Below are 22,852 nucleotides of genomic sequence, written 5' to 3'. Positions count from 1 at the left end.
TTTTCGGTCGTCTATGTTGATGTAGTGCCTTTTTTACCATCATTTATCTGGTTTGTTGGTTAGGTAAACGGGGCGCTGGAGAATGGGGGGCGGCTAGAAAACGCTATTCTTAATCTCATAGCGGTTGATTTGTAATTTTGATGTTAAATAATTTTAATAAAAAACTGCGCGCAAGCGCATTATTATTATTTTTGACAGGTAATAATCTGAGGTTTGTTAATTTATATAAAATGTTGAAAAAAATTTAAAATTATCTCAGTTAATCCTTATTAAGGCTTATAAAAAGGATGGGAATCGGTTAGAATATCGCCGTTAATATCAGTGGTAGTCGGCATGAATTATGGCTGAATTGATATTTAATATATTGTTATTACAGGATTTTATTGTTCGTTGTTCGCCAAAAAGAAGTCCGGCGAAAGAGAGGCTTTCTCACCACTACTGCGCGATTTTCCGGGGCGACGTAAGACGCCTGGCTGGCCGTGGTAATAAATAATAATGAGAAATACGAACAATATATTACTCCGGTGTTCTGCGCATTTGCTCAGACGAGTACTTTGGCATGTAATAACGTTCGTCCAGTTGTTTATCCGCCATCAGACGGTGAGCACGAGGCTCAGGGAATAGCCGGAAACCTGGCGTAAAGCATCAACAAGGCAGGTCAGCGTTAGCCACCTGTAAGTGAAGAAAGATGATTAATACAACACGTCCGATACTCAACCTCGATCTCGATCTGCTGCGCACCTTTGTAGCAGTCGCTGATTTGAACACCTTCGCCGCCGCCGCCGCCGCAGTGTGTCGTACCCAGTCCGCGGTCAGCCAGCAAATGCAACGCCTGGAGCAACTGGTTGGCAAGGAGCTTTTCGCTCGTCACGGACGCAATAAACTGCTGACCGAGCAGGGCATCCAGCTGCTGGGCTATGCCCGCAAAATCCTGCGCTTTAACGATGAAGCCTGCATGTCGCTGATGTATGGCAGCCTGCAGGGGGGACTGACCATCGGCGCGTCGGAAGAAACCGCTGATACTATCCTGCCGTTTCTGTTAAACCGCATCGGCTGCTTCTATCCCAGAATGACGCTGGAGATTAAAGTCCATCCCCATGCCGTCATCATGGCGATGCTGAGCGCGGGAGAGGTCGATCTGGCATTAACCACCCATCAGCTTCCCGGTTTTACCGCTTTCACGCTGAGAACGTCGCCTACCCTCTGGTACTGTGCAGCGGACTACGTGCTGGCGAAAGGGGAATCGATCCCCCTCATCTTGCTCGAAGAGCCTGGCCCGTTCCGTGAGGACATCATCGCCGCGCTGGAGGCTGCCCGCGTCTCCTGGCATCTGGCTCACGGCGCCTCGTCGCTCTCCGGGGTGAAAGCGGCGGTGAAAGCCGGGCTGGGGGTCACCGCGCGTCCGGTCGAAATGATGAGCCCGGATTTGCGCGTGGCCGGCATCAGCGATGGCCTGCCGGTCCTGCCGGATACCCGGTACGTCGTTAGCTGCAATCCGCAGACGGTGGGCGAACTACCGCAGGCGATTTTTCAGTCTCTGAGCCAGGAGAGCGATCCCTGGCGCGCCGGGCCGGCACTTACTCCGGAAGAGGGAGGAAGCACCTTCATTTTGTGAGGTTATTTTGCTAACAAAGATCACAAAAACTGGTAACAGAATGTAAGTGCCCAAAAAGAGCCTCAAGGGTGGGTTTCCCGTCTGGTGGCTCTTTTTTTTGCACTATTATTGATGTTTTGAATCTTTTTTTTATTTCTTTGCAAGAAAATCAGCATATTGGCGTGACCTGGCGCTCACCTTGCCGACTTTTCCCAGCACTTTCAACACTTCCTGCTAATGTTAAAAAACCGGATGGATTGTTGCCGATTTCCTGGGGTAATTAACAAAACCGTGTCGCAGATCAAGAAAATACCCCTCTTTGGGGGGAGGAATCGAGGCTAAATCCTGTCAAAATAGCAGGGATTTTTGATTTACGACGGAAACGGACACGATTCAACAACACTAAAACCGAACAGTATGCAAGGTTATTTCGCATAAAAGGGCATTTAATGTTAATGAAAAGATTCCAATGTAAATTAATGTTATGAAAACTTTTGTTAAAGTTGACAAAAGGTTAAAGAAAGGGGTAAAAAGCCACGGCATCTGGGCTTCTCACATCTTCCAGGGACGCTTTTTTGCACGGTTATTTTTTATTCCTCCCGTGAAACGCTGTGGCGTTCATCTGCCAGTAAGAGCAGAGGGTTTTGGCGCTACACTTTTTTGGTTAAGCAATGCGTATGTCAACATCCACTGAAGTCATCGCTCATCACTGGGCATTCGCTATATTTCTCATCATCGCTATCGGCCTGTGCTGCCTGATGCTCGTCGGCGGCTGGTACCTTGGCGGCCGCGCGCGCGCGCGTAGCAAAAACACGCCGTTTGAATCGGGGATCGACTCCGTTGGTTCGGCCCGCTTACGTCTTTCTGCGAAGTTTTATCTGGTTGCCATGTTCTTCGTTATCTTCGACGTGGAAGCCCTGTATCTCTACGCATGGTCGACCTCCATCCGCGAGAGCGGTTGGGTCGGCTTTGTGGAAGCCGCAATTTTCATTTTAGTGCTACTGGCTGGTCTGGTTTATCTCGTTCGCATCGGCGCACTTGACTGGACGCCTGCGCGTTCCCGTCGCACGCTGGTTAACCCGGAAACAGACAGTCCCACTAACCGTCATATGCAGTAAAAGCGAGGCAATAAGATGGATTATACGCTCACCCGCATAGATCCTAACGGTGAGAACGACCGTTACCCCCTGCAGAAACAGGAGATCGTTACCGACCCCCTGGAGCAGGAAGTCAACAAAAGCGTGTATATGGGGAAACTCGAACACGCGCTGCATGACATGGTGAACTGGGGCCGTAAGAACTCAATTTGGCCGTATAACTTCGGCCTTTCTTGCTGTTATGTGGAAATGGTGACGTCATTCACTGCGGTGCATGACGTTGCGCGCTTTGGGGCCGAAGTTCTGCGCGCCTCTCCGCGTCAGGCGGACCTGATGGTGGTCGCCGGAACCTGCTTCACCAAAATGGCGCCGGTGATTCAGCGTCTCTATGATCAGATGCTGGAGCCGAAGTGGGTGATTTCCATGGGCGCCTGCGCGAACTCCGGCGGCATGTACGACATCTATTCCGTCGTCCAGGGCGTGGATAAATTCATCCCGGTCGATGTGTACATCCCGGGCTGCCCGCCGCGTCCGGAGGCCTATATGCAGGCGCTGATGCTGCTGCAGGAGTCCATTGGTAAAGAACGTCGTCCGCTCTCATGGGTGGTTGGCGATCAGGGCGTCTATCGCGCCAATATGCAGTCGGAACGCGAGCGTAAACGCGGCGAACGTATTGCAGTGACCAATCTGCGGACGCCGGACGAGATTTAATTTGCGCCTGCGGGCGGGAGAATCACTTCGCAAATCAATCTACAACAGCGCGAAGTCTCGCCCGGCAGTCACCACGGACCTTTTGCAATGGTGAACAATATGACCGATTTAACCGCGCATGACGCCGCACCAGCCTGGCAAACCCGCGATCACCTTGATGACCCGGTGATCGGCGAACTGCGCAACCGCTTTGGGCCGGATGCCTTTACCGTTCAGCCAACCCGCACCGGCGTACCGGTGGTATGGGTCAAGCGCGAGCAGCTGCTTGAGGTGGGTGATTTCCTGAAGAAATTGCCGAAGCCTTACGTGATGCTGTTTGACCTGCACGGTATGGACGAACGTCTGCGCACGCACCGCGATGGCCTGCCCGCCGCGGATTTTTCCGTTTTCTATCACCTGATTTCCATCGACCGCAACCGCGACATCATGCTCAAGGTGGCGCTGTCTGAAAACGATCTGCATCTGCCAACCTTCACCAAACTGTTCCCCAACGCCAACTGGTATGAGCGTGAAACCTGGGAAATGTTTGGTATTACCTTTGATGGCCACCCAAATCTGCGTCGCATCATGATGCCGCCGACCTGGGAAGGCCACCCGCTGCGTAAAGACTACCCGGCGCGCGCCACCGAATTCGATCCGTTTGAGCTGACCAAAGCCAAACAGGATCTGGAGATGGAAGCGCTGACTTTCAAACCGGAAGAGTGGGGCATGAAACGCGGCACCGACAACGAGGATTTCATGTTCCTCAACCTCGGTCCGAACCACCCGTCCGCGCACGGTGCCTTCCGCATTATTCTGCAGCTGGATGGCGAAGAGATCGTCGACTGCGTGCCGGATATCGGTTACCACCACCGCGGCGCCGAGAAGATGGGCGAGCGCCAGTCTTGGCACAGCTACATCCCGTACACCGACCGTATCGAATACCTTGGCGGCTGCGTCAACGAGATGCCGTACGTGCTGGCCGTAGAAAAACTGGCCGGGATCACCGTGCCGGATCGCGTCAACGTGATCCGCGTGATGCTCTCCGAACTGTTCCGCATCAACAGCCACCTGCTGTATATCTCAACCTTTATTCAGGACGTCGGTGCGATGACGCCGGTCTTCTTCGCCTTTACCGATCGGCAGAAAATCTACGATCTGGTGGAAGCGATCACCGGTTTCCGTATGCACCCGGCGTGGTTCCGCATCGGCGGCGTCGCGCACGATCTGCCGCGCGGCTGGGATCGTCTGCTGCGTGAGTTCCTCGAGTGGATGCCGAAGCGTCTGGACTCCTATGAAAAAGCCGCCCTGCGCAACACCATTCTGAAGGGCCGTTCCGTCGGCGTGGCAGCCTATACCGCCAAAGAGGCGCTGGAGTGGGGCACCACCGGCGCAGGCCTGCGCGCCACCGGTATCGGCTTCGACGTGCGTAAATGGCGTCCTTATTCTGGCTACGAAAATTTCGACTTCGAAGTCCCGACCGGTGGCGGCGTTTCTGACTGCTACACCCGCGTGATGCTGAAAGTCGAAGAGCTGCGCCAGAGCCTGCGCATTCTTCAGCAGTGCCTCGACAATATGCCGGAAGGGCCGTTCAAAGCGGATCACCCGCTGACCACGCCGCCGCCGAAAGAGCGCACGCTGCAGCATATCGAAACCCTGATCACCCACTTCCTGCAGGTATCGTGGGGCCCGGTCATGCCGGCCAACGAATCCTTCCAGATGATTGAGGCGACCAAGGGGATTAACAGTTACTACCTGACCAGCGACGGCAGCACCATGAGCTACCGTACCCGCGTCCGCACGCCGAGCTTTGCGCACCTGCAGCAGATCCCGTCGGCGATCCGCGGCAGCCTGGTATCCGACCTGATCGTCTATCTGGGTAGTATCGATTTTGTTATGTCAGACGTGGACCGCTAATTATGCACGAGAATCAACAACCACAAACCGAGGCTTTTGAGCTGAGTGCGGCAGAGCGTGAGGCTATTGAGCACGAGAAGCACCACTACGAAGACCCGCGTGCGGCGTCCATCGAAGCGCTGAAAATCGTTCAGAAACAGCGCGGCTGGGTGCCGGATGGCGCGATCTACGCCATTGCCGATGTGCTGGGCATCCCGGCCAGCGACGTCGAAGGCGTGGCGACGTTCTACAGCCAAATTTTCCGCCAGCCGGTTGGCCGTCACGTGATCCGCTACTGCGACAGCGTGGTGTGTCACATTACCGGCTATCAGGGGATTCAGGCCGCCATCGAGAAGAAGCTGAACATCAAGCCAGGGCAGACCACCTTTGATGGCCGCTTTACCCTGCTGCCGACCTGCTGCCTGGGCAACTGCGACAAGGGACCGACCATGATGATTGATGAGGACACTCACAGCCATCTGACGCCGGAGGCAATTCCTGACCTGCTGGAGCAGTACAAATGAAAACCGTAATTCGTACTGCGGAAACGCATCCGCTCACCTGGCGCCTGCGCGACGACAAGCAGCCGGTCTGGCTGGACGAGTATCGCAGCAAAAATGGCTATGAAGGGGCGCGAAAAGCGCTGACCGGCATGGCGCCGGACGAGATCGTCACGGCGGTAAAAGACGCTGGCCTGAAAGGGCGCGGCGGCGCGGGCTTCTCCACCGGTCTGAAGTGGAGCCTGATGCCGAAAGACGAATCCATGAACATCCGCTACCTGCTGTGTAACGCCGATGAGATGGAGCCGGGCACCTATAAAGACCGCCTGCTGATGGAGCAGCTCCCGCACCTGCTGGTGGAAGGCATGCTGATCTCCGCCTTTGCGCTGAAGGCTTACCGCGGCTACATCTTCCTGCGCGGAGAGTATATCGAAGCGGCCCAGCATCTGCGCCGCGCGATTGCCGAAGCCACCGAGGCGGGCCTGCTGGGGAAAAACATCCTCGGCACTGGTTTTGACTTCGAGCTGTTTGTCCACACCGGGGCAGGACGCTATATCTGCGGCGAAGAGACGGCGCTGATCAACTCCCTGGAAGGCCGCCGCGCTAACCCGCGCTCCAAGCCGCCGTTCCCGGCGAGCTCCGGCGTGTGGGGTAAGCCGACCTGCGTCAACAACGTGGAAACCCTGTGCAACGTGCCGGCGATTCTGGCTAACGGCGTCGAGTGGTACCAGAACATCTCCACCAGTAAAGATGCCGGCACCAAGCTGATGGGCTTCTCCGGCCGCGTGAAGAACCCGGGCGTCTGGGAGCTGCCGTTCGGCACCACGGCTCGCGAGATCCTTGAAGATTACGCCGGCGGTATGCGCGATGGCCTGAAGTTTAAAGCCTGGCAGCCGGGTGGGGCAGGGACCGACTTCCTCACCGAAGCGCACCTCGATCTGCCAATGGAGTTCGAAAGCATTGGTAAAGCGGGCAGCCGTCTGGGCACCTCGCTGGCGATGGCCGTTGACCACGAGATCAATATGGTCTCGCTGGTGCGCAACCTCGAAGAGTTCTTTGCCCGCGAGTCCTGTGGCTGGTGTACGCCGTGCCGCGATGGTCTGCCGTGGAGCGTTAAGATCCTGCGCGCCCTGGAGCGCGGCGAAGGTCAGCCTGGCGATATCGAAACGCTTGAGCAACTGTGTCGATTCCTGGGCCCAGGGAAAACCTTCTGCGCGCACGCGCCGGGCGCGGTTGAGCCGCTGCAGAGCGCGATTAAATATTTCCGCGAAGAATTCGAGGCTGGCATTAAGCAGCAGTTCAGCAATACCCATGCAATCAACGGGATTCAGCCGAACCTGCTTAAGACGCGCTGGTAATCTAAAGGTTTTTTTATTTTTGGAAGCACGCTAATGGCTACGATTCATGTAGACGGCAAAGAATACGAGGTCAACGGAGCGGACAACCTGCTGGAGGCTTGTCTCTCTCTTGGGCTTGATATTCCCTACTTTTGCTGGCATCCGGCGCTAGGGAGCGTCGGTGCTTGCCGCCAGTGTGCGGTGAAGCAATATCAGAACGCGGAAGACACGCGTGGTCGCCTGGTGATGTCCTGTATGACTCCGGCATCCGACGGCACCTTTATTTCTATCGACGACGGCGAAGCGAAGCAGTTCCGCGAAAGCGTGGTGGAGTGGCTGATGACCAACCACCCGCACGACTGCCCGGTCTGCGAAGAGGGCGGCAACTGCCACCTGCAGGATATGACGGTGATGACCGGCCATAGCTTCCGCCGCTATCGTTTTACCAAGCGTACCCACCGCAACCAGGATCTGGGGCCGTTTATTTCTCACGAAATGAACCGCTGCATCGCTTGCTACCGCTGCGTGCGCTACTACAAAGATTATGCCGACGGCACCGATCTGGGCGTCTATGGCGCCCACGACAACGTCTACTTCGGCCGCCCGGAAGATGGCACCCTGGAAAGCGAATTCTCCGGCAACCTGGTGGAAGTCTGCCCGACCGGCGTCTTCACTGATAAAACGCACTCTGAGCGTTATAACCGTAAGTGGGACATGCAGTTTGCGCCGAGCATCTGCCAGCAGTGTTCCATTGGCTGCAACATCAGCCCGGGCGAACGCTATGGCGAGCTGCGTCGTATCGAAAACCGCTATAACGGGACCGTTAACCGCTACTTCCTCTGCGACCGCGGTCGTTTCGGCTATGGCTATGTGAACCTGAAAGACCGTCCGCGTCAGCCGGTTCAGCGCCGCGGCGACGATCTGATTACCCTCAACGCCGAGCAGGCGATGCAGGGCGCGGCGGATATTCTGCGCCAGTCGAAGAAAGTGATCGGCATCGGCTCCCCGCGCGCCAGCATTGAAAGCAACTTTGCGCTGCGCGAGCTGGTGGGCGCCGACAATTTCTATACCGGCATCGCCAAAGGCGAACAAGCGCGCCTGCAGATGATGCTGAAAGTGCTGCGCGAAGGTGGGATCCACACCCCAAGCCTGCGCGATATCGAATCCTACGACGCGGTACTGGTGCTGGGCGAAGACATTACCCAGACCGGCGCGCGCGTCGCGCTGGCGGTGCGTCAGGCGGTGAAAGGGAAAGCACGCGAAATGGCGGCGGCACAGAAAGTGGCCGACTGGCAGATTGCGGCGATCCTCAACATCGGCCAGCGCGCCAAGCACCCGCTATTCGTCACCAACATCGATGACACCCGCCTGGATGACATCGCCGCGTGGACCTACCGCGCACCGGTAGAAGATCAGGCGCGTCTCGGCTTCGCCATCGCCCATGCGCTGGACGACAGCGCGCCGGCGGTTGACGGCCTGAGCCGCGAACTGCAGGGTAAAGTCGATGTCATCGTCCAGGCGCTGGCCGGGGCGAAAAAACCACTGATTATTTCCGGGACCAACGCCGGCAGCATGGAGATCATCCAGGCCGCCGCTAACGTGGCGAAAGCCCTGAAAGGCCGTGGCGCCGACGTCGGCGTGACCATGGTTGCCCGCGCGGTGAACAGCGTCGGTCTGGGTATGATCGGCGGCGGCTCGCTTGAGGAGGCGCTCGACGAACTGGAAAGCGGCGCCGCAGACGCAGTTATCGTACTGGAAAACGACCTTCACCGTCATGCTTCCGCCGCCCGCGTCGACGCAGCGCTCTCCAAAGCGCCGCTGGTGATGGTGGTTGACCATCAGCGCACGGCGATTATGGACAAAGCGCACCTGGTGCTCTCCGCAGCAAGCTTTGCGGAAAGCGACGGTACCGTGGTGAACAACGAAGGCCGCGCCCAGCGTTTCTTCCAGGTCTACGACCCGGCCTACTACGACGCGAAAACCGTGATGCTGGAAAGCTGGCGCTGGCTGCATTCTCTGCACAGCACCGTTAACAACCGTCAAGTTGACTGGACGCAGCTGGACCACGTTATCGATGCCGCGATTGCCGCACTGCCGCAGCTGGCGGGCATAAAAGATGCCGCGCCGGATGCGACCTTCCGCATTCGTGGGCAGAAACTGGCGCGTGAACCGCACCGCTACAGCGGCCGCACGGCGATGCGCGCTAACATTAGCGTCCACGAGCCGCGTCAGCCGCAGGATAAAGACACGATGTTCGCCTTCTCCATGGAAGGGAACAACCAGCCGTCTGCCCCGCGTTCGCAGATCCCGTTCGCCTGGGCGCCGGGCTGGAACTCCCCGCAGGCATGGAACAAGTTCCAGGATGAAGTGGGCGGGAAACTGCGCCATGGCGATCCGGGCGTCCGCCTGTTTGAAGCTTCCGCCAGCGGGCTGGAATACTTCACGGCGGTGCCGGCCAGCTTCCAGGCGGAAGAGGGGACATGGCGTATCGCACCTTACTATCACCTGTTTGGCAGCGATGAGCTGTCACAGCGCGCACCGGTGTTCCAGAGCCGGATGCCTGAGCCGTACATCAAGCTGAACCCGGCGGATGCCGCGAAGCTTGGCGTCAACGCCGGGGCGATGCTCTCCTTTAGCGTGGAAGGCCAGACCCTGCGTCTGCCGCTGGTTATCTCTGAAGGTCTGACCGCAGGACAGGTTGGCTTACCGATGGGCATGCCGGGCATTGCGCCGGTACTGACCGGATCGCGTATTGATTCACTGCAGGAGGCGAAAGCATGAGCTGGTTAACGCCGGATCTTATCGACATTCTGTTAAGCATCCTGAAGGCCGTGGTCATTCTGCTGGTGGTGGTCACCTGCGGCGCGTTCATGAGCTTCGGCGAGCGTCGTCTGCTCGGTCTGTTCCAGAACCGCTACGGGCCAAACCGGGTGGGCTGGGGCGGTTCGCTGCAGCTGGTCGCCGACATGATCAAGATGTTCTTTAAAGAGGACTGGATCCCGCGCTTTTCCGATCGCGTGATCTTTACTCTGGCGCCGGTTATCGCCTTTACCTCGCTGCTGCTGGCCTTCGCTATCGTGCCGGTCAGCCCGACGTGGGTGGTGGCTGACCTGAACATCGGGATCCTGTTCTTCCTGATGATGGCAGGCCTGGCGGTTTACGCGGTGCTGTTCGCCGGTTGGTCGAGCAACAACAAATACTCCCTGCTGGGGGCGATGCGTGCTTCCGCGCAGACCCTAAGCTACGAAGTGTTCCTCGGCCTCTCCCTGATGGGCGTGGTGGCGCAGGCGGGGTCATTCAACATGACCGATATCGTCAACAACCAGGCGCATCTGTGGAACGTTATCCCGCAGTTCTTCGGCTTCGTGACGTTCGCCATCGCCGGCGTGGCGGTGTGTCACCGTCACCCGTTCGACCAGCCGGAAGCGGAGCAGGAGCTGGCCGATGGTTACCACATTGAATACTCCGGCATGAAGTTCGGTCTGTTCTTCGTGGGTGAATACATCGGTATCGTCACCGTTTCAGCGCTGATCGTCACACTGTTCTTCGGCGGCTGGAATGGCCCGTGGTTACCTCCTTTCATCTGGTTCGCGCTGAAAACCGCGTTCTTCATGATGATGTTCATTTTGATCCGCGCATCATTACCGCGTCCGCGCTATGACCAGGTAATGTCCTTTGGCTGGAAGGTATGCCTGCCATTAACGCTGGTCAACTTGTTGGTAACGGCGGCTGTCATTCTCTGGCAGGCGCAATAAGGGGTGAATTGAACATGACCTTAAAAGAATTATTGGTGGGGTTCGGCACCCAGGTCCGGAGTATCTGGATGATTGGCCTGCATGCCTTCGCCAAACGTGAAACCCGGATGTACCCGGAAGAGCCGGTCTATTTGCCGCCGCGTTATCGCGGCCGCATCGTGCTGACGCGCGATCCGGACGGTGCAGAGCGCTGCGTCGCCTGTAACCTGTGTGCGGTAGCCTGCCCGGTGGGCTGTATTTCGCTGCAGAAAGCAGAGACGGTAGACGGCCGCTGGTACCCTGAGTTCTTCCGCATCAACTTCTCACGCTGCATCTTCTGCGGTCTGTGCGAAGAAGCGTGCCCGACCACGGCGATCCAGTTGACCCCTGACTTCGAGCTGGGTGAATACAAACGTCAGGATCTGGTGTACGAAAAAGAGGATCTGCTGATTTCCGGTCCGGGCAAATACCCGGAATATAACTTCTACCGGATGGCGGGTATGGCAATCGACGGCAAAGATAAGGGCGAAGCGGAAAACGAAGCTAAGCCGATCGACGTCAAGAGCCTGTTACCGTAAGGAGAGGGCAATGGAATTCGCTTTTTATATCTGTGGCCTGATCGCCATCCTCGCAACCTTGCGGGTCGTCACCCACACCAATCCGGTGCATGCGCTGCTGTACCTGATCATTTCGCTGTTAGCGATTGCCGGGGTGTTCTTCTCGCTGGGCGCGTACTTCGCCGGGGCGCTGGAGATTATCGTCTACGCTGGGGCCATTATGGTGCTGTTCGTCTTCGTGGTGATGATGCTCAACCTGGGCGGCAGCGAAATCGAACAGGAACGCAAATGGCTGCAGCCGGGGATCTGGATTGGCCCGGCCATCCTCTCCGCAGTGCTGCTGGTGGTTATCGTTTACGCCATTCTGGGGATTAACGACCAGGGTATCGACGGCGCAGCAATCAACGCTAAAGAAGTGGGTATTGCGCTGTTTGGGCCGTACGTCCTGGCGGTGGAGCTGGCCTCCATGCTGCTGCTGGCGGGCCTGGTGGTCGCCTTCCACATCGGTCGCGAAGAGCGCGCCGGCGAGGTGCTGAGCAACCGCGTGAACGACAGCGACAAAAGAAAAACGGAGGAACACGCATGATCCCCTTAACACATGGACTGATCCTCGCGGCCATCCTGTTTGTGCTTGGTCTGACGGGGCTGGTGATCCGCCGCAATCTGCTGTTTATGTTGATCAGTCTGGAAATCATGATTAACGCCGCCGCGCTGGCCTTTGTGGTTGCGGGCAGCTACTGGGGCCAGGCAGATGGTCAGATTATGTATATCCTCGCCATCAGCCTTGCGGCTGCGGAAGCGAGTATCGGTCTGGCGCTGCTGCTGCAGCTCCATCGTCGCCGCCAGAACCTGAACATCGATTCAGTAAGTGAGTTGCGTGGATGAACATGCTTGCCTTAACCATTCTTTTGCCATTGATTGGCTTTGTGCTGCTGGCCTTCTCCCGCGGGCGCTGGTCGGAAAACCTTTCCGCCACCGTTGGCATGGGCTCGGTAGGCCTGGCGGCGCTGGTCACCGCCTATGTCGGCGTCGACTTTTTCGCTAACGGCAAACAGGCGGTCAGCGTGCCGCTGTGGACCTGGATGTCGGTAGGGGATTTCAACATCGGCTTCAACCTGGTGCTGGACGGCCTGTCGCTGACCATGCTCTCCGTGGTGACCGGCGTCGGCTTCCTGATCCACATGTTCGCCTCCTGGTATATGCGCGGTGAAGAGGGCTACTCCCGCTTCTTCGCCTACACCAACCTGTTTATCGCCAGCATGGTGGTTCTGGTACTGGCCGACAACCTGCTGCTGATGTACCTGGGTTGGGAAGGGGTGGGTCTTTGCTCTTACCTGCTGATCGGCTTCTACTACACCGATCCGAAGAACGGCGCCGCAGCGATGAAAGCGTTTGTGGTGACCCGCGTCGGGGACGTGTTCCTCGCCTTCGCGCTGTTCATCCTCTACAACGAACTGGGTACCCTCAACTTCCGCGAAATGGTTGAGCTGGCGCCGCAGCACTTTGCTAACGGCAGCACCACGCTGCAGTGGGCGACGCTGATGCTGCTCGGCGGCGCGGTCGGTAAATCCGCCCAGCTGCCGCTGCAAACGTGGCTTGCCGATGCGATGGCGGGTCCGACGCCGGTTTCCGCGCTGATCCACGCCGCGACCATGGTCACCGCCGGCGTCTACCTGATCGCCCGTACCCACGGTCTGTTCCTGATGACGCCGGAAGTGCTGCATCTGGTCGGGATCGTCGGGGCGGTTACCCTGGTGCTGGCGGGCTTCGCCGCGCTGGTGCAGACCGACATTAAACGCGTTCTCGCTTACTCCACCATGAGCCAGATTGGCTACATGTTCCTCGCGCTGGGCGTGCAGGCATGGGACGCGGCGATTTTCCATCTGATGACTCACGCGTTCTTTAAAGCGCTGCTGTTCCTGTCGTCTGGTTCGGTGATTCTCGCCTGCCATCACGAACAGAACATCTTCAAGATGGGCGGCCTGCGCAAATCTATTCCGCTGGTGTACGTCTGCTTCCTGGTGGGGGGCGCGGCGCTGTCCGCTCTGCCGCTCATTACCGCAGGCTTCTTCAGTAAGGATGAGATTCTGGCGGGGGCGATGGCCAACGGCCATATCAACCTGATGGTGGCGGGCCTGGTCGGCGCCTTTATGACCTCTCTGTACACCTTCCGCATGATTTTCATTGTGTTCCACGGTAAAGAGCAAATTCACGCGCACGCAGGGAAGGGGATCACCCATCATCTGCCGCTGATTGTGCTGCTGGTGCTGTCCACCTTCGTTGGCGCGCTGATCGTGCCGCCGCTGGAAGGCGTCTTACCGCAGACCACTGAACTGGCGCACGGCAGCGTGATGACGCTGGAGATTGCCTCCGGGATCATCGCTATTGCCGGCATCCTGATCGCCGCATGGCTGTGGCTGGGCAAACGCACCCTGGTGACCTCTATCGCCAACAGCGCGCCTGGCCGCTTCTTCGGTACCTGGTGGTTCCATGCCTGGGGCTTCGACTGGTTATACGACAAAGTATTCGTTAAGCCATTCCTCGGCATTGCCTGGCTGCTGAAGAGCGATCCGCTGAACTCGTTGATGAACATCCCGGCGCTCCTCTCCCGCTTCGCAGGTAAAGGCCTGCTGGTGAGCGAGAACGGCTATCTGCGCTGGTATGTGGCGTCAATGAGCATTGGCGCGGTGGTGGTGCTGGCGCTGCTGATGGTATTGCGTTGAGTTTGAGAACCTTTGTGTTGCCCGGCGGCGCGGTGCTTGCCGGGCCTACGGGAGCGTAGGTCGGGTTAGCATTAGCTCCACCTGACAAAACAAGCCTCAAACCGAAGTGAATTTTCTGTGAGAATTCGTTGAAAATCAGGTCGTAAAGGACAGGCGTTATCGGCGAAGTCAAAGTGGACGCCGCCTGCGCGGAGCAATCGGAGCGTACTAAAGTACGTGAGGATTGTGAGCACAGCCGGAGTTCGTTATGACGAGTAAGATAGCCTGAACCGGACTTAAATAAGGAATAAAAATCACCATGTTATTGCCTTGGTTGATATTAATCCCCTTTATCGGCGGCTTCCTGTGCTGGCAGACCGAACGCTTTGGCGTGAAAGTGCCGCGCTGGATCGCGCTGATTACCATGGGACTGACGCTGGTGCTTGGCCTGCAGCTGTGGATGCAGGGCGGCTATTCTCTGACGCAATCCGCGGGTATTCCGCAGTGGCAGTCTGAGTTCGTGCTGCCGTGGATCCCACGCTTCGGCATTAGCATTCATCTGGCGATCGACGGCCTGTCGCTGCTGATGGTAGTGCTGACCGGCCTGCTCGGCGTGCTGGCGGTGCTCTGTTCCTGGCGCGAAATCGAAAAATACCAGGGCTTCTTCCACCTCAACCTGATGTGGATCCTGGGCGGCGTCATCGGCGTGTTCCTCGCCATCGACATGTTCCTGTTCTTCTTCTTCTGGGAAATGATGTTGGTGCCGATGTACTTCCTGATCGCGCTGTGGGGCCACAAAGCCTCTGATGGTAAAACGCGTATCACGGCGGCCACCAAGTTCTTCATCTATACCCAGGCGAGCGGCCTGGTGATGCTGATTGCCATTCTGGCGCTGGCATTCGTCCACTTCAACGCCACCGGCGTGTGGACTTTCAACTATGAAGAGCTACTGAAAACCCCGATGTCCCACGGCGTGGAATATCTGCTGATGCTCGGCTTCTTCATCGCCTTCGCGGTGAAAATGCCGGTGGTGCCGCTGCACGGCTGGCTGCCGGACGCCCACTCTCAGGCGCCGACCGCCGGTTCCGTCGACCTTGCGGGGATCCTGCTGAAAACTGCGGCCTACGGTCTGCTGCGCTTTGCGCTGCCGCTGTTCCCGAACGCCTCCGCCGAGTTTGCGCCTATCGCCATGTGGCTGGGCGTGATCGGGATCTTCTACGGCGCGTGGATGGCCTTTGCCCAGACTGATATCAAACGTCTCATCGCCTACACCTCCGTGTCCCACATGGGCTTCGTGCTGATTGCTATCTACACCGGCAGCCAGCTGGCGTATCAGGGGGCGGTGATCCAGATGATTGCTCACGGTCTCTCCGCGGCGGGTCTGTTTATTCTCTGCGGCCAGCTGTACGAACGTCTACATACCCGTGACATGCGTCAGATGGGCGGTCTGTGGAGCAAAATCAAATGGCTGCCGGCGATGTCGATGTTCTTCGCCGTCGCCACCCTGGGGATGCCGGGCACCGGTAACTTCGTCGGCGAATTTATGATCCTGTTCGGCAGCTATAAAGTGGTGCCGGTGATCACCGTGATCTCGACCTTTGGTCTGGTATTCGCGTCCGTTTACTCGCTGTCGATGCTGCATCGCGCTTACTTCGGTAAAGCGAAAAGCGAAATCGCGGCGAAAGCGCTGCCGGGGATGTCCCTGCGTGAACTGTCTATCATCCTGCTGCTGGTGGTGCTGCTGGTGCTGTTGGGCTTCTTCCCGCAGCCGATCCTCGACACCTCGCATGCTGCGATGAGCAACATTCAGCAGTGGTTTGTTAATTCTGTTTCTACTACAAGGCCGTAATTCGCCATGACAATAACTCCACAACAACTGATCGCACTGCTACCGCTGCTGATCGTCGGCTTGACGGTGGTGGTTGTGATGCTCTCCATTGCGTGGCGACGCAATCATTTTCTCAATGCCACGCTGTCGGTTCTCGGGCTTAACGCCGCGCTGGTCTCGCTCTGGTTCGTCGGCCAGAATGGGGCAATGGACGTCACGCCGCTGATCCGCGTTGACGGCTACGCGATGCTTTACACTGGGCTGGTGCTGCTGGCGAGTCTCGCCACCTGTACTTTCGCCTATCCGTGGCTTGAGGGTTACAAGGACAACAAAGAAGAGTTCTACCTGCTGGTGCTGATCGCCGCCCTGGGCGGCATTCTGCTGGCCGGTGCGAATCATCTGGCGGCGCTGTTCCTCGGCATTGAGTTAATCTCGCTGCCGCTGTTCGGTCTGGTCGGCTACGCCTTCCGCCAGAAGCGTTCGCTGGAAGCGAGCATCAAATACACCATCCTCTCCGCGGCAGCCTCCTCTTTCCTGCTGTTCGGTATGGCGCTGGTGTATGCGAACTCCGGCAACCTGTCCTTCCTTGCACTGGGCAAGAGCCTGGCGGACAACACGCTGCACGAGCCGCTGCTGCTGGCGGGTCTCGGCCTGATGATCGTCGGTCTTGGCTTTAAGCTGTCGCTGGTGCCGTTCCACCTGTGGACGCCGGACGTTTACCAGGGGGCGCCTGCGCCGGTCTCCACCTTCCTGGCGACCGCCAGCAAGATCGCCATCTTCGGCGTGGTGATGCGTCTGTTCCTGTACATGCCGGTGGGCAACAGCGAAGCGGTGCGCGTGGTGCTGGGGCTGATCGCCTTCGCCTCTATCATCTTCGGTAACCTGATGGCGCTGAGCCAGACCAATATCAAACGTCTGCTCGGTTACTCTTCTATTTCCCACCTCGGCTATCTGCTGGTGGCGCTGATCGCCCTGCAAAGCGGCGAAATGTCGATGGAAGCCGTTGGCGTCTACCTGGCCGGCTACCTGTTCAGCAGCCTCGGCGCGTTCGGCGTGGTCAGCCTGATGTCCAGCCCATACCGTGGCCCGGACGCGGACTCGCTGTTCTCCTACCGCGGTCTGTTCTGGCACCGTCCGATCCTGTCGGCGGTGATGACGGTGATGATGCTCTCCCTGGCCGGTATCCCAATGACTCTTGGCTTTATCGGTAAGTTCTACGTGCTGGCCGTCGGTGTTCACGCCCATCTGTGGTGGCTGGTTGCCGCGGTGGTTGTCGGCTCGGCGATCGGTCTCTACTACTACCTGCGCGTGGCGGTGAGCCTGTACCTGAGCGCGCCGGAGCAGCTGAACCGTGATGCGCCGTCGAACTGGCAGTACAGCGCCGGCGGTATCGTGGTGCTGATCTCTGCCCTGCTGGTGCTGGTGCTCGGTATCTGGCCGCAGCCGCTGATTAGCATCGTGCAGCTGGCGACGCCGCTGATGTAAGTGGATTGTCTCAATAAAAAAACCGCCGGAATGGCGGTTTTTTTATGCCCGGAATGTTACGCCACCGTGTAAACCATAAAGTCTTCCGCCAGCAGGGTGTCCGGGAAAATCTCCCGGCATTCCGCCAGCATCCGCAGGCAGCCCTCGGCATCGTAGCGTGAGCTAAAGTGGGTGGCGATAAGCGTGCCGACGCCTGCCTCTTTAGCCAGCGTCGCGGTCTGCTGACTGGAGGAGTGGCCGCGACTATTGGCTTTCTCCGCCATCGCCTGCTCCAGGGTGGTCTCGTGGACCATCACATCCGCCCCGCGCGCCATCTCCAGCGCCTGCGGGCAGGGGGCGGTATCGCCAAAGATGGCCAGCGTTTTACCCGGCGTGGCGGGCCCCAGGTAGCGGCTGCCGTCGATCACCCGGCCATCCGCCAGCGTCACCTGTTCACCGCGCTTAAGGCGGTTAAACAGCGGCCCGGGAGGCACGCCGTCGGCAATCAGCTGGGCGGCGTCGAGGGCGCCGGGCTTGTCGTGTTGCTCAATGCGATACCCGTAGCACTCCACCGGATGGCTAAGCGGGAACGCGGTGACCCGATAGCCCTCTTCGTCGAACACCAGACCGGGGCCGACTTCGATGATGGTCAGAGGATAGTCGGTCCACGAGCCGCTGAGGCGCAGCGCGGTGTCAATGAATTCTTTTATTCCTGTTGGTCCGTAGACCGTCAGCGGCAGCGAATTCCCCTGCATCGAGCGGCTGCACAGCAGCCCGGGCAGGCCGAACAGATGGTCGCCGTGCAAATGGGTAATAAAGATCTTATTCAGTTTGCCAGGATGATGGGGCGTATGCAGAAACTGATGCTGGGTCCCTTCGCCGCAGTCAAACAACCACATTTCGGCGCGGGTTGGCTGTTGCAAATTGAGTATTATCGACGTCATATTACGCGTGCGGGTCGGCACCCCGGCGGATGTCCCCAAAAAAGTTAATTCCATCGTCCAGTGTCCTCAGGGCGAGTCGCAAAACATCAGTATATCAATAAGGAGCAGCAGATGATGACCTGGCAGGATCTCCATCATAGTGAACTCACCGTTCCCCAGCTGTATGCGCTACTGAAGCTGCGCAGCGAAGTCTTTGTCGTGGAGCAGCAGTGCGCCTATCAGGATGTCGACGGCGATGATTTGGTTGGGGAAAATCGCCATCTGCTCGGCTGGCGCGATGGCGAACTGGTGGCTTATGCGCGGATCCTTAAAAGCGAAGAGATGTACGATCCGGTGGTGATTGGCCGGGTTATCGTCAGCCCCGCCGCGCGCGGCGAAAAGCTTGGCCATCAGCTGATGGCGCAGGCGCTGGCCAGCTGTCAGCGGCACTGGCCGCAAAAGTCGATTTACCTTGGGGCGCAGGCGCACCTGCAAGCTTTTTACGCCCACTTCGGTTTTACGCCGGTGACTGAGGTCTATGATGAGGATGGCATTCCGCACATCGGCATGGCGCGGGAAAGCCGTGCTGTTTGACCCCTCAACACTCACATTCCAACCCTGTTCCGGGCCGGCGAGCAGGTAAGATAAAACCCGCTCCCTCGTCATGGGTACTGCTATTCCGCCGTCGAACCCCTTATAATGTGGGGTTTTACTACCGTGGAGGTTTGCGTGCTGTCTGTTTCCACTGCGCTGGCCCGTTTACGTGACGGCCTGAGTGAGCCCTTTCCTGACTCACCCGGCACGCGAATTATCGATATTGCCTTTCCGCTGAATGATGCCTTCGATCCGCTGCTATGGTGCGGCCAGCAGCCGCAGTGGCCGCAGTTCTACTGGCAACAGCGCAATGGCGACGAGGAGATGGCGGCGCTGGGGGCGGTAAAAAGCTTTCCCTCGCTCGACGCGGCGAACCGCTTTTTACACCAGGCCGGACGGCAGGATCTGCGCATCTGCGGCCTGAATGCGTTTGCCCCGCAGCAGGGCCGGCTGGTGCTGCCGCGTCTGGAATGGCGTCGGTGCGGCGGCAGGGCCGTGATGCGGCTGGTGCTGCACAGCGACCTCTCCCTGCGCGACGATGCCATGAAGGCGCGTGATTTTCTCGCCAGCCTGACCACCGCCCAGGCGACCCCTGGCGGCGTACCGCCGCTGTTGAGCGAGCGCCACTCCTCCGATTATCCCCTGTGGCAGGCAATGATAGACCTGGCGACGCAGGCCATCGCCGCCGGCGACATGGATAAAGTGGTGCTGGCGCGGGCAACCGACCTGCAGTTTGCCGCCCCGCTGGATGCCGTGAGCATCATGGCCGCCAGCCGCAGCCGCAATCTTAACTGTTTTCATTTCCTGATGGCGTTCAATGCCCGTCAGGCGTTTTTCGGCTCCACGCCGGAGCGGCTGTGGCGCCGGCGCGGCGCGCTGCTGCGCACCGAAGCGCTGGCGGGCACCGTCGCTAATCATCAGGATGACGCGAAGGCGCAGCAGTTGGCCGACTGGTTGATGAAAGACGACAAAAATCAGCGGGAAAACATGCTGGTGGTGGAGGATATCTGCCAGCGCCTGCAGAGTGAGGCCTCGACGCTGGACGTTCTGCCGCCGCAGGTGGTGAGGTTGCGCAAGGTACAGCATCTTCGACGCTGCATCTGGACCGAACTGACGGAGCCTGACGACAGCCGCTGTCTGCTGCAGCTGCAGCCTACCGCCGCGGTGGCCGGCCTGCCGCGGCGGCCGGCGCTGGCATTCATTCAGCGCCATGAACCTTTTTCCCGTGAATGGTACGCCGGTTCCGCCGGGTATCTGTCGCTGGCGCAAAGCGAGTTTTGCGTGGCGCTGCGTTCGGCGAAAGTGGACAACGACACCCTGCGACTGTATGCCGGGGCGGGGATCGTCAGCGGCTCCGATGCGCTGCAGGAGTGGCAGGAGATTGACAACAAAGCGGCCGGGCTGCGCTCGCTACTCTGTCCATAAGCGGGAATGACGATGCATATCAAAACGCCGTCACTTTGGCTTATCTATACTTAGCATCAATATTTGATACCGGACAATTTCATGTCAGTAAGCGCATTTAACCGACGCTGGGCGGCAGTGATCCTGGAAGCTTTAACGCGCCACGGCGTGCAGCATATCTGCATCGCGCCGGGCTCGCGCTCGACACCCTTAACCCTGGCGGCGGCGGAAAACCGCGCCTTTATCCATCATACCCATTTTGACGAACGCGGCCTCGGCCACCTGGCGCTCGGTCTGGCGAAAGCCAGTCGCCAGCCGGTGGCGGTCATTGTGACCTCCGGGACCGCCACCGCGAACCTCTATCCGGCGCTGATTGAGGCGGGTCTCACCGGGGAAAAGCTGATTCTCCTGACCGCCGACCGTCCGCCGGAGCTGATCGACTGCGGCGCCAATCAGGCGATTCGTCAGCCGGGGATGTTCGCCTCCCATCCGTCGCAGACGATTTCTCTGCCGCGTCCCTCGCAGGATATTTCCGCCCGCTGGCTGGTCTCGACCATCGACCAGGCGCTGGGCGAGCTGCACGCCGGCGGGGTGCATATCAACTGCCCGTTCGCCGAACCGCTGTATGGCGATATGGATGATACCGGCGTGGAGTGGCAGCAGCAGCTCGGCAGCTGGTGGCAGAGCGATAAGCCCTGGTTACGTCAGGCGCTGCAGAGGGAAAGTGAGAAACAGCGCGACTGGTTCTTCTGGCGGCAAAAGCGCGGCGTGGTCGTGGCGGGCAGAATGAGCGCTGCCGAAGGGAAAAAAGTGGCCGAGTGGGCCCAAACCCTCGGCTGGCCGCTGATCGGCGATGTCCTGTCGCAGACCGGGCAGCCGCTGCCGTGCGCTGACCTGTGGCTGGGCAATGGCAAAGCGGTGAGCGAGCTGGCGCAGGCGCAGATCGTGGTTCAGCTCGGCAGCAGCCTGACCGGCAAGCGGGTTCTGCAGTGGCAGGCCACCTGCGAGCCTGATGAATACTGGCTGGTGGATAATCTGCCCGGTCGTCTCGATCCGGCACAGCACCGCGGCCGCCGTCTGCTTGCCAGCGTTGACCGCTGGCTTGAGCTGCACCCGGCGGAGAAACGCCAGCCGTGGGCGACGGCCATTCCTGACCTGGCCCGTCAGGCGTGGGAGGCGGCGGTCGCCAGCAACGAACCCTTTGGCGAAGCGCAGCTGGCGCAGCGAATTCGCCGCTATCTGCCGGAACAGGGGCAACTGTTTGTCGGCAACAGCCTGGTGGTGCGCCTGATCGACGCCCTGGCGCAGCTGCCGGCCGGCTACCCGGTTTACAGCAACCGCGGCGCCAGCGGCATTGATGGCTTGATCGCCACCGCCGCCGGCGTGCAGCGCGCCAGCGCCAGGCCAACCCTGGCCATCGTCGGCGATCTTTCGGCGCTGTACGATCTCAACTCGCTGGCTCTACTGCGCCAGGCGTCGGCGCCGCTGGTGCTGATCGTGGTGAACAACAACGGCGGGCAGATTTTCTCCATGCTGCCGACGCCGCAGGACGAGCGGCGCCAGTTCTACTTAATGCCGCAGGATGTTGATTTCAGCCACGCGGCGGCGATGTTCGGTCTGGCCTATCATCGCCCGGCTGACTGGCAGGCGCTGGATGAGGCGCTGGCCGGCGCCTGGTGCAGGGCAGGGGCGACGGTGATTGAGCTGGCGGTCAATGAGACCGACGGCACACAGACCCTCCAGCAGCTGCTGGCGCAGGTAAGCCGCCTGTGACTCTCAGCGTGACTGTCGAACATGGCCAGCCGGGTTATCCCTGGCTGGTCTTTCTGCACGGTTTTTCCGGCGACCGCAACGAGTGGCGGGAAGTCGGCGACGCGTTTCGCGCCTGGCCGCGGCTGTATCTCGATCTGCCGGGCCACGGCGGCTCCGCGAATATCGCAGTGCAGGACTTTGCCGGGGTCAATATTCTGCTGCAGGCTACGCTTAATAGTTACAACATACTTAACTACTGGCTGATCGGCTACTCGCTGGGGGGCCGGGTGGCGATGAACTTCGCCTGCCAGCCGCGCACGGGTCTGCGCGGCCTGATCGTCGAAGGCGGCCATCCGGGCCTGCAGGATGCCGAAGCGCGGCGGGCGCGGCGCAGCAACGACAGCGCCTGGGCGGACCGTTTTCGCCATGAGCCGTTGGCACAGGTCTTTGCCGACTGGTATCAGCAGCCGGTCTTCGCTTCACTGAACGCCGGGCAGCGCGCGGCGCTGGTCGCCTTACGCAGCCGGAACAACGGCGCGACGCTGGCGGCGATGCTGCAGGCGACCTCCCTTGCCGGGCAGGCCGATCTGCGCGCACCCCTGCAGGCGCGCGATTTCCCCTTTCATTACCTGTGCGGCGAGCGCGACGCGAAGTTTCATGCCATCGCCCAGGCGCTCGCGGCGGATCTCCATCTTATTCACCATGCCGGACACAACGCGCACCGGGACAACCCGGCGGCGGTGATTGCCTGTCTGGCGCAGATTTTGGCAAGTTAACTGA

Annotated in this window: 19 protein-coding genes; 18 read left to right on the top strand and 1 reads right to left on the bottom strand. The window is 59.1% G+C overall.

Going from position 1 to position 22,852, the window contains the following annotated elements:
* The first annotated feature begins 688 nt into the window (after positions 1–688).
* The 14 genes from ABLU50_RS22705 to nuoN all read left to right on the top strand — a co-directional run bounded on the left by ABLU50_RS22705 (position 689) and on the right by nuoN (position 17,420).
* On the top strand, positions 689–1,615 hold the full coding sequence (locus ABLU50_RS22705) for a LysR family transcriptional regulator (RefSeq protein ID WP_004201747.1): 927 nt from the start codon (positions 689–691) through the stop codon (positions 1,613–1,615).
* 650 nt (positions 1,616–2,265) lie between these two features.
* A complete protein-coding gene (gene nuoA / locus ABLU50_RS22700) occupies positions 2,266–2,712 on the top strand; it encodes an NADH-quinone oxidoreductase subunit NuoA (RefSeq protein ID WP_002913181.1) in 447 nt (148 codons plus the stop codon).
* 15 nt (positions 2,713–2,727) lie between these two features.
* Positions 2,728–3,402 carry an NADH-quinone oxidoreductase subunit NuoB gene (nuoB, locus tag ABLU50_RS22695; RefSeq protein WP_002913178.1) on the top strand — a complete coding sequence of 225 codons (675 nt, stop codon included), beginning with the start codon at positions 2,728–2,730 and terminating at the stop codon, positions 3,400–3,402.
* Between the two features lie 87 nt (positions 3,403–3,489).
* Entirely contained in the window at positions 3,490–5,298 is a 1,809-nt protein-coding gene (gene nuoC, locus ABLU50_RS22690; RefSeq protein WP_004201746.1) for an NADH-quinone oxidoreductase subunit C/D, read from the top strand.
* A 2-nt stretch (positions 5,299–5,300) separates the two neighbouring features.
* Positions 5,301–5,801: an NADH-quinone oxidoreductase subunit NuoE gene (nuoE, locus tag ABLU50_RS22685; RefSeq protein ID WP_002913160.1), complete on the top strand. Its 501-nt coding sequence runs from the start codon at positions 5,301–5,303 to the stop codon at positions 5,799–5,801.
* On the top strand, positions 5,798–7,135 hold the full coding sequence (gene nuoF / locus ABLU50_RS22680; protein WP_002913158.1) for an NADH-quinone oxidoreductase subunit NuoF: 1,338 nt from the start codon (positions 5,798–5,800) through the stop codon (positions 7,133–7,135). The genes nuoE and nuoF overlap by 4 nt, the downstream gene beginning before the upstream one ends.
* Before the next feature lie 33 nt (positions 7,136–7,168).
* Positions 7,169–9,895, top strand: coding sequence for an NADH-quinone oxidoreductase subunit NuoG (gene nuoG, locus ABLU50_RS22675; protein ID WP_087832061.1), 2,727 nt, complete (start codon positions 7,169–7,171; stop codon positions 9,893–9,895).
* A complete protein-coding gene (nuoH, locus tag ABLU50_RS22670) occupies positions 9,892–10,869 on the top strand; it encodes an NADH-quinone oxidoreductase subunit NuoH (RefSeq protein ID WP_002913156.1) in 978 nt (325 codons plus the stop codon). The genes nuoG and nuoH overlap by 4 nt, the downstream gene beginning before the upstream one ends.
* 14 nt (positions 10,870–10,883) lie before the next feature.
* The gene (nuoI, locus tag ABLU50_RS22665) at positions 10,884–11,426 is read left to right on the top strand and encodes an NADH-quinone oxidoreductase subunit NuoI (RefSeq protein WP_002913152.1); all 543 of its coding nucleotides are present in this window, start codon (positions 10,884–10,886) and stop codon (positions 11,424–11,426) included.
* A 10-nt stretch (positions 11,427–11,436) separates the two neighbouring features.
* Entirely contained in the window at positions 11,437–11,991 is a 555-nt protein-coding gene (gene nuoJ, locus ABLU50_RS22660; protein WP_004201743.1) for an NADH-quinone oxidoreductase subunit J, read from the top strand.
* Positions 11,988–12,290, top strand: a complete 303-nt coding sequence (gene nuoK / locus ABLU50_RS22655; protein ID WP_002913148.1) for an NADH-quinone oxidoreductase subunit NuoK — start codon at positions 11,988–11,990, stop codon at positions 12,288–12,290. The genes nuoJ and nuoK overlap by 4 nt, the downstream gene beginning before the upstream one ends.
* Complete coding sequence (gene nuoL / locus ABLU50_RS22650; protein WP_004201740.1) at positions 12,287–14,128, top strand: NADH-quinone oxidoreductase subunit L; 1,842 nt, start codon at positions 12,287–12,289, stop codon at positions 14,126–14,128. The genes nuoK and nuoL overlap by 4 nt, the downstream gene beginning before the upstream one ends.
* Before the next feature lie 298 nt (positions 14,129–14,426).
* Positions 14,427–15,956, top strand: coding sequence for an NADH-quinone oxidoreductase subunit M (nuoM, locus tag ABLU50_RS22645; protein WP_004201738.1), 1,530 nt, complete (start codon positions 14,427–14,429; stop codon positions 15,954–15,956).
* A gap of 6 nt (positions 15,957–15,962) precedes the next feature.
* A complete protein-coding gene (gene nuoN, locus ABLU50_RS22640; protein ID WP_004201737.1) occupies positions 15,963–17,420 on the top strand; it encodes an NADH-quinone oxidoreductase subunit NuoN in 1,458 nt (485 codons plus the stop codon).
* Positions 17,421–17,476: 56 nt separating this feature from the next.
* On the opposite strand, the gene rnz is transcribed toward nuoN, so the two are convergent.
* On the bottom strand, positions 17,477–18,397 hold the full coding sequence (rnz, locus tag ABLU50_RS22635; protein WP_087832062.1) for a ribonuclease Z: 921 nt from the start codon (positions 18,395–18,397) through the stop codon (positions 17,477–17,479).
* Between the two features lie 57 nt (positions 18,398–18,454).
* On the opposite strand from rnz, the gene ABLU50_RS22630 reads away from it, so the two are divergent.
* The 4 genes from ABLU50_RS22630 (at position 18,455) to menH (ending at position 22,848) form a co-directional block, all read left to right on the top strand.
* Positions 18,455–18,916, top strand: a complete 462-nt coding sequence (locus ABLU50_RS22630; protein WP_004201734.1) for a GNAT family N-acetyltransferase — start codon at positions 18,455–18,457, stop codon at positions 18,914–18,916.
* A 135-nt stretch (positions 18,917–19,051) separates the two neighbouring features.
* Entirely contained in the window at positions 19,052–20,341 is a 1,290-nt protein-coding gene (gene menF / locus ABLU50_RS22625; protein WP_087832064.1) for an isochorismate synthase MenF, read from the top strand.
* A gap of 81 nt (positions 20,342–20,422) precedes the next feature.
* Positions 20,423–22,093, top strand: coding sequence for a 2-succinyl-5-enolpyruvyl-6-hydroxy-3-cyclohexene-1-carboxylic-acid synthase (gene menD, locus ABLU50_RS22620; RefSeq protein ID WP_087832065.1), 1,671 nt, complete (start codon positions 20,423–20,425; stop codon positions 22,091–22,093).
* Positions 22,090–22,848: a 2-succinyl-6-hydroxy-2,4-cyclohexadiene-1-carboxylate synthase gene (menH, locus tag ABLU50_RS22615; RefSeq protein ID WP_087832066.1), complete on the top strand. Its 759-nt coding sequence runs from the start codon at positions 22,090–22,092 to the stop codon at positions 22,846–22,848. The genes menD and menH overlap by 4 nt, the downstream gene beginning before the upstream one ends.
* Positions 22,849–22,852: the final 4 nt, after the last annotated feature.

This window comes from Klebsiella sp. GG_Kp173, assembly GCF_040062415.1.
In the GTDB taxonomy this organism is placed as follows: Bacteria; Pseudomonadota; Gammaproteobacteria; order Enterobacterales; family Enterobacteriaceae; genus Klebsiella; species Klebsiella quasipneumoniae.
The sequence above is the reverse complement of the archived record's forward strand: the minus strand, read 5'-3'. Positions and strand labels throughout refer to the sequence as shown.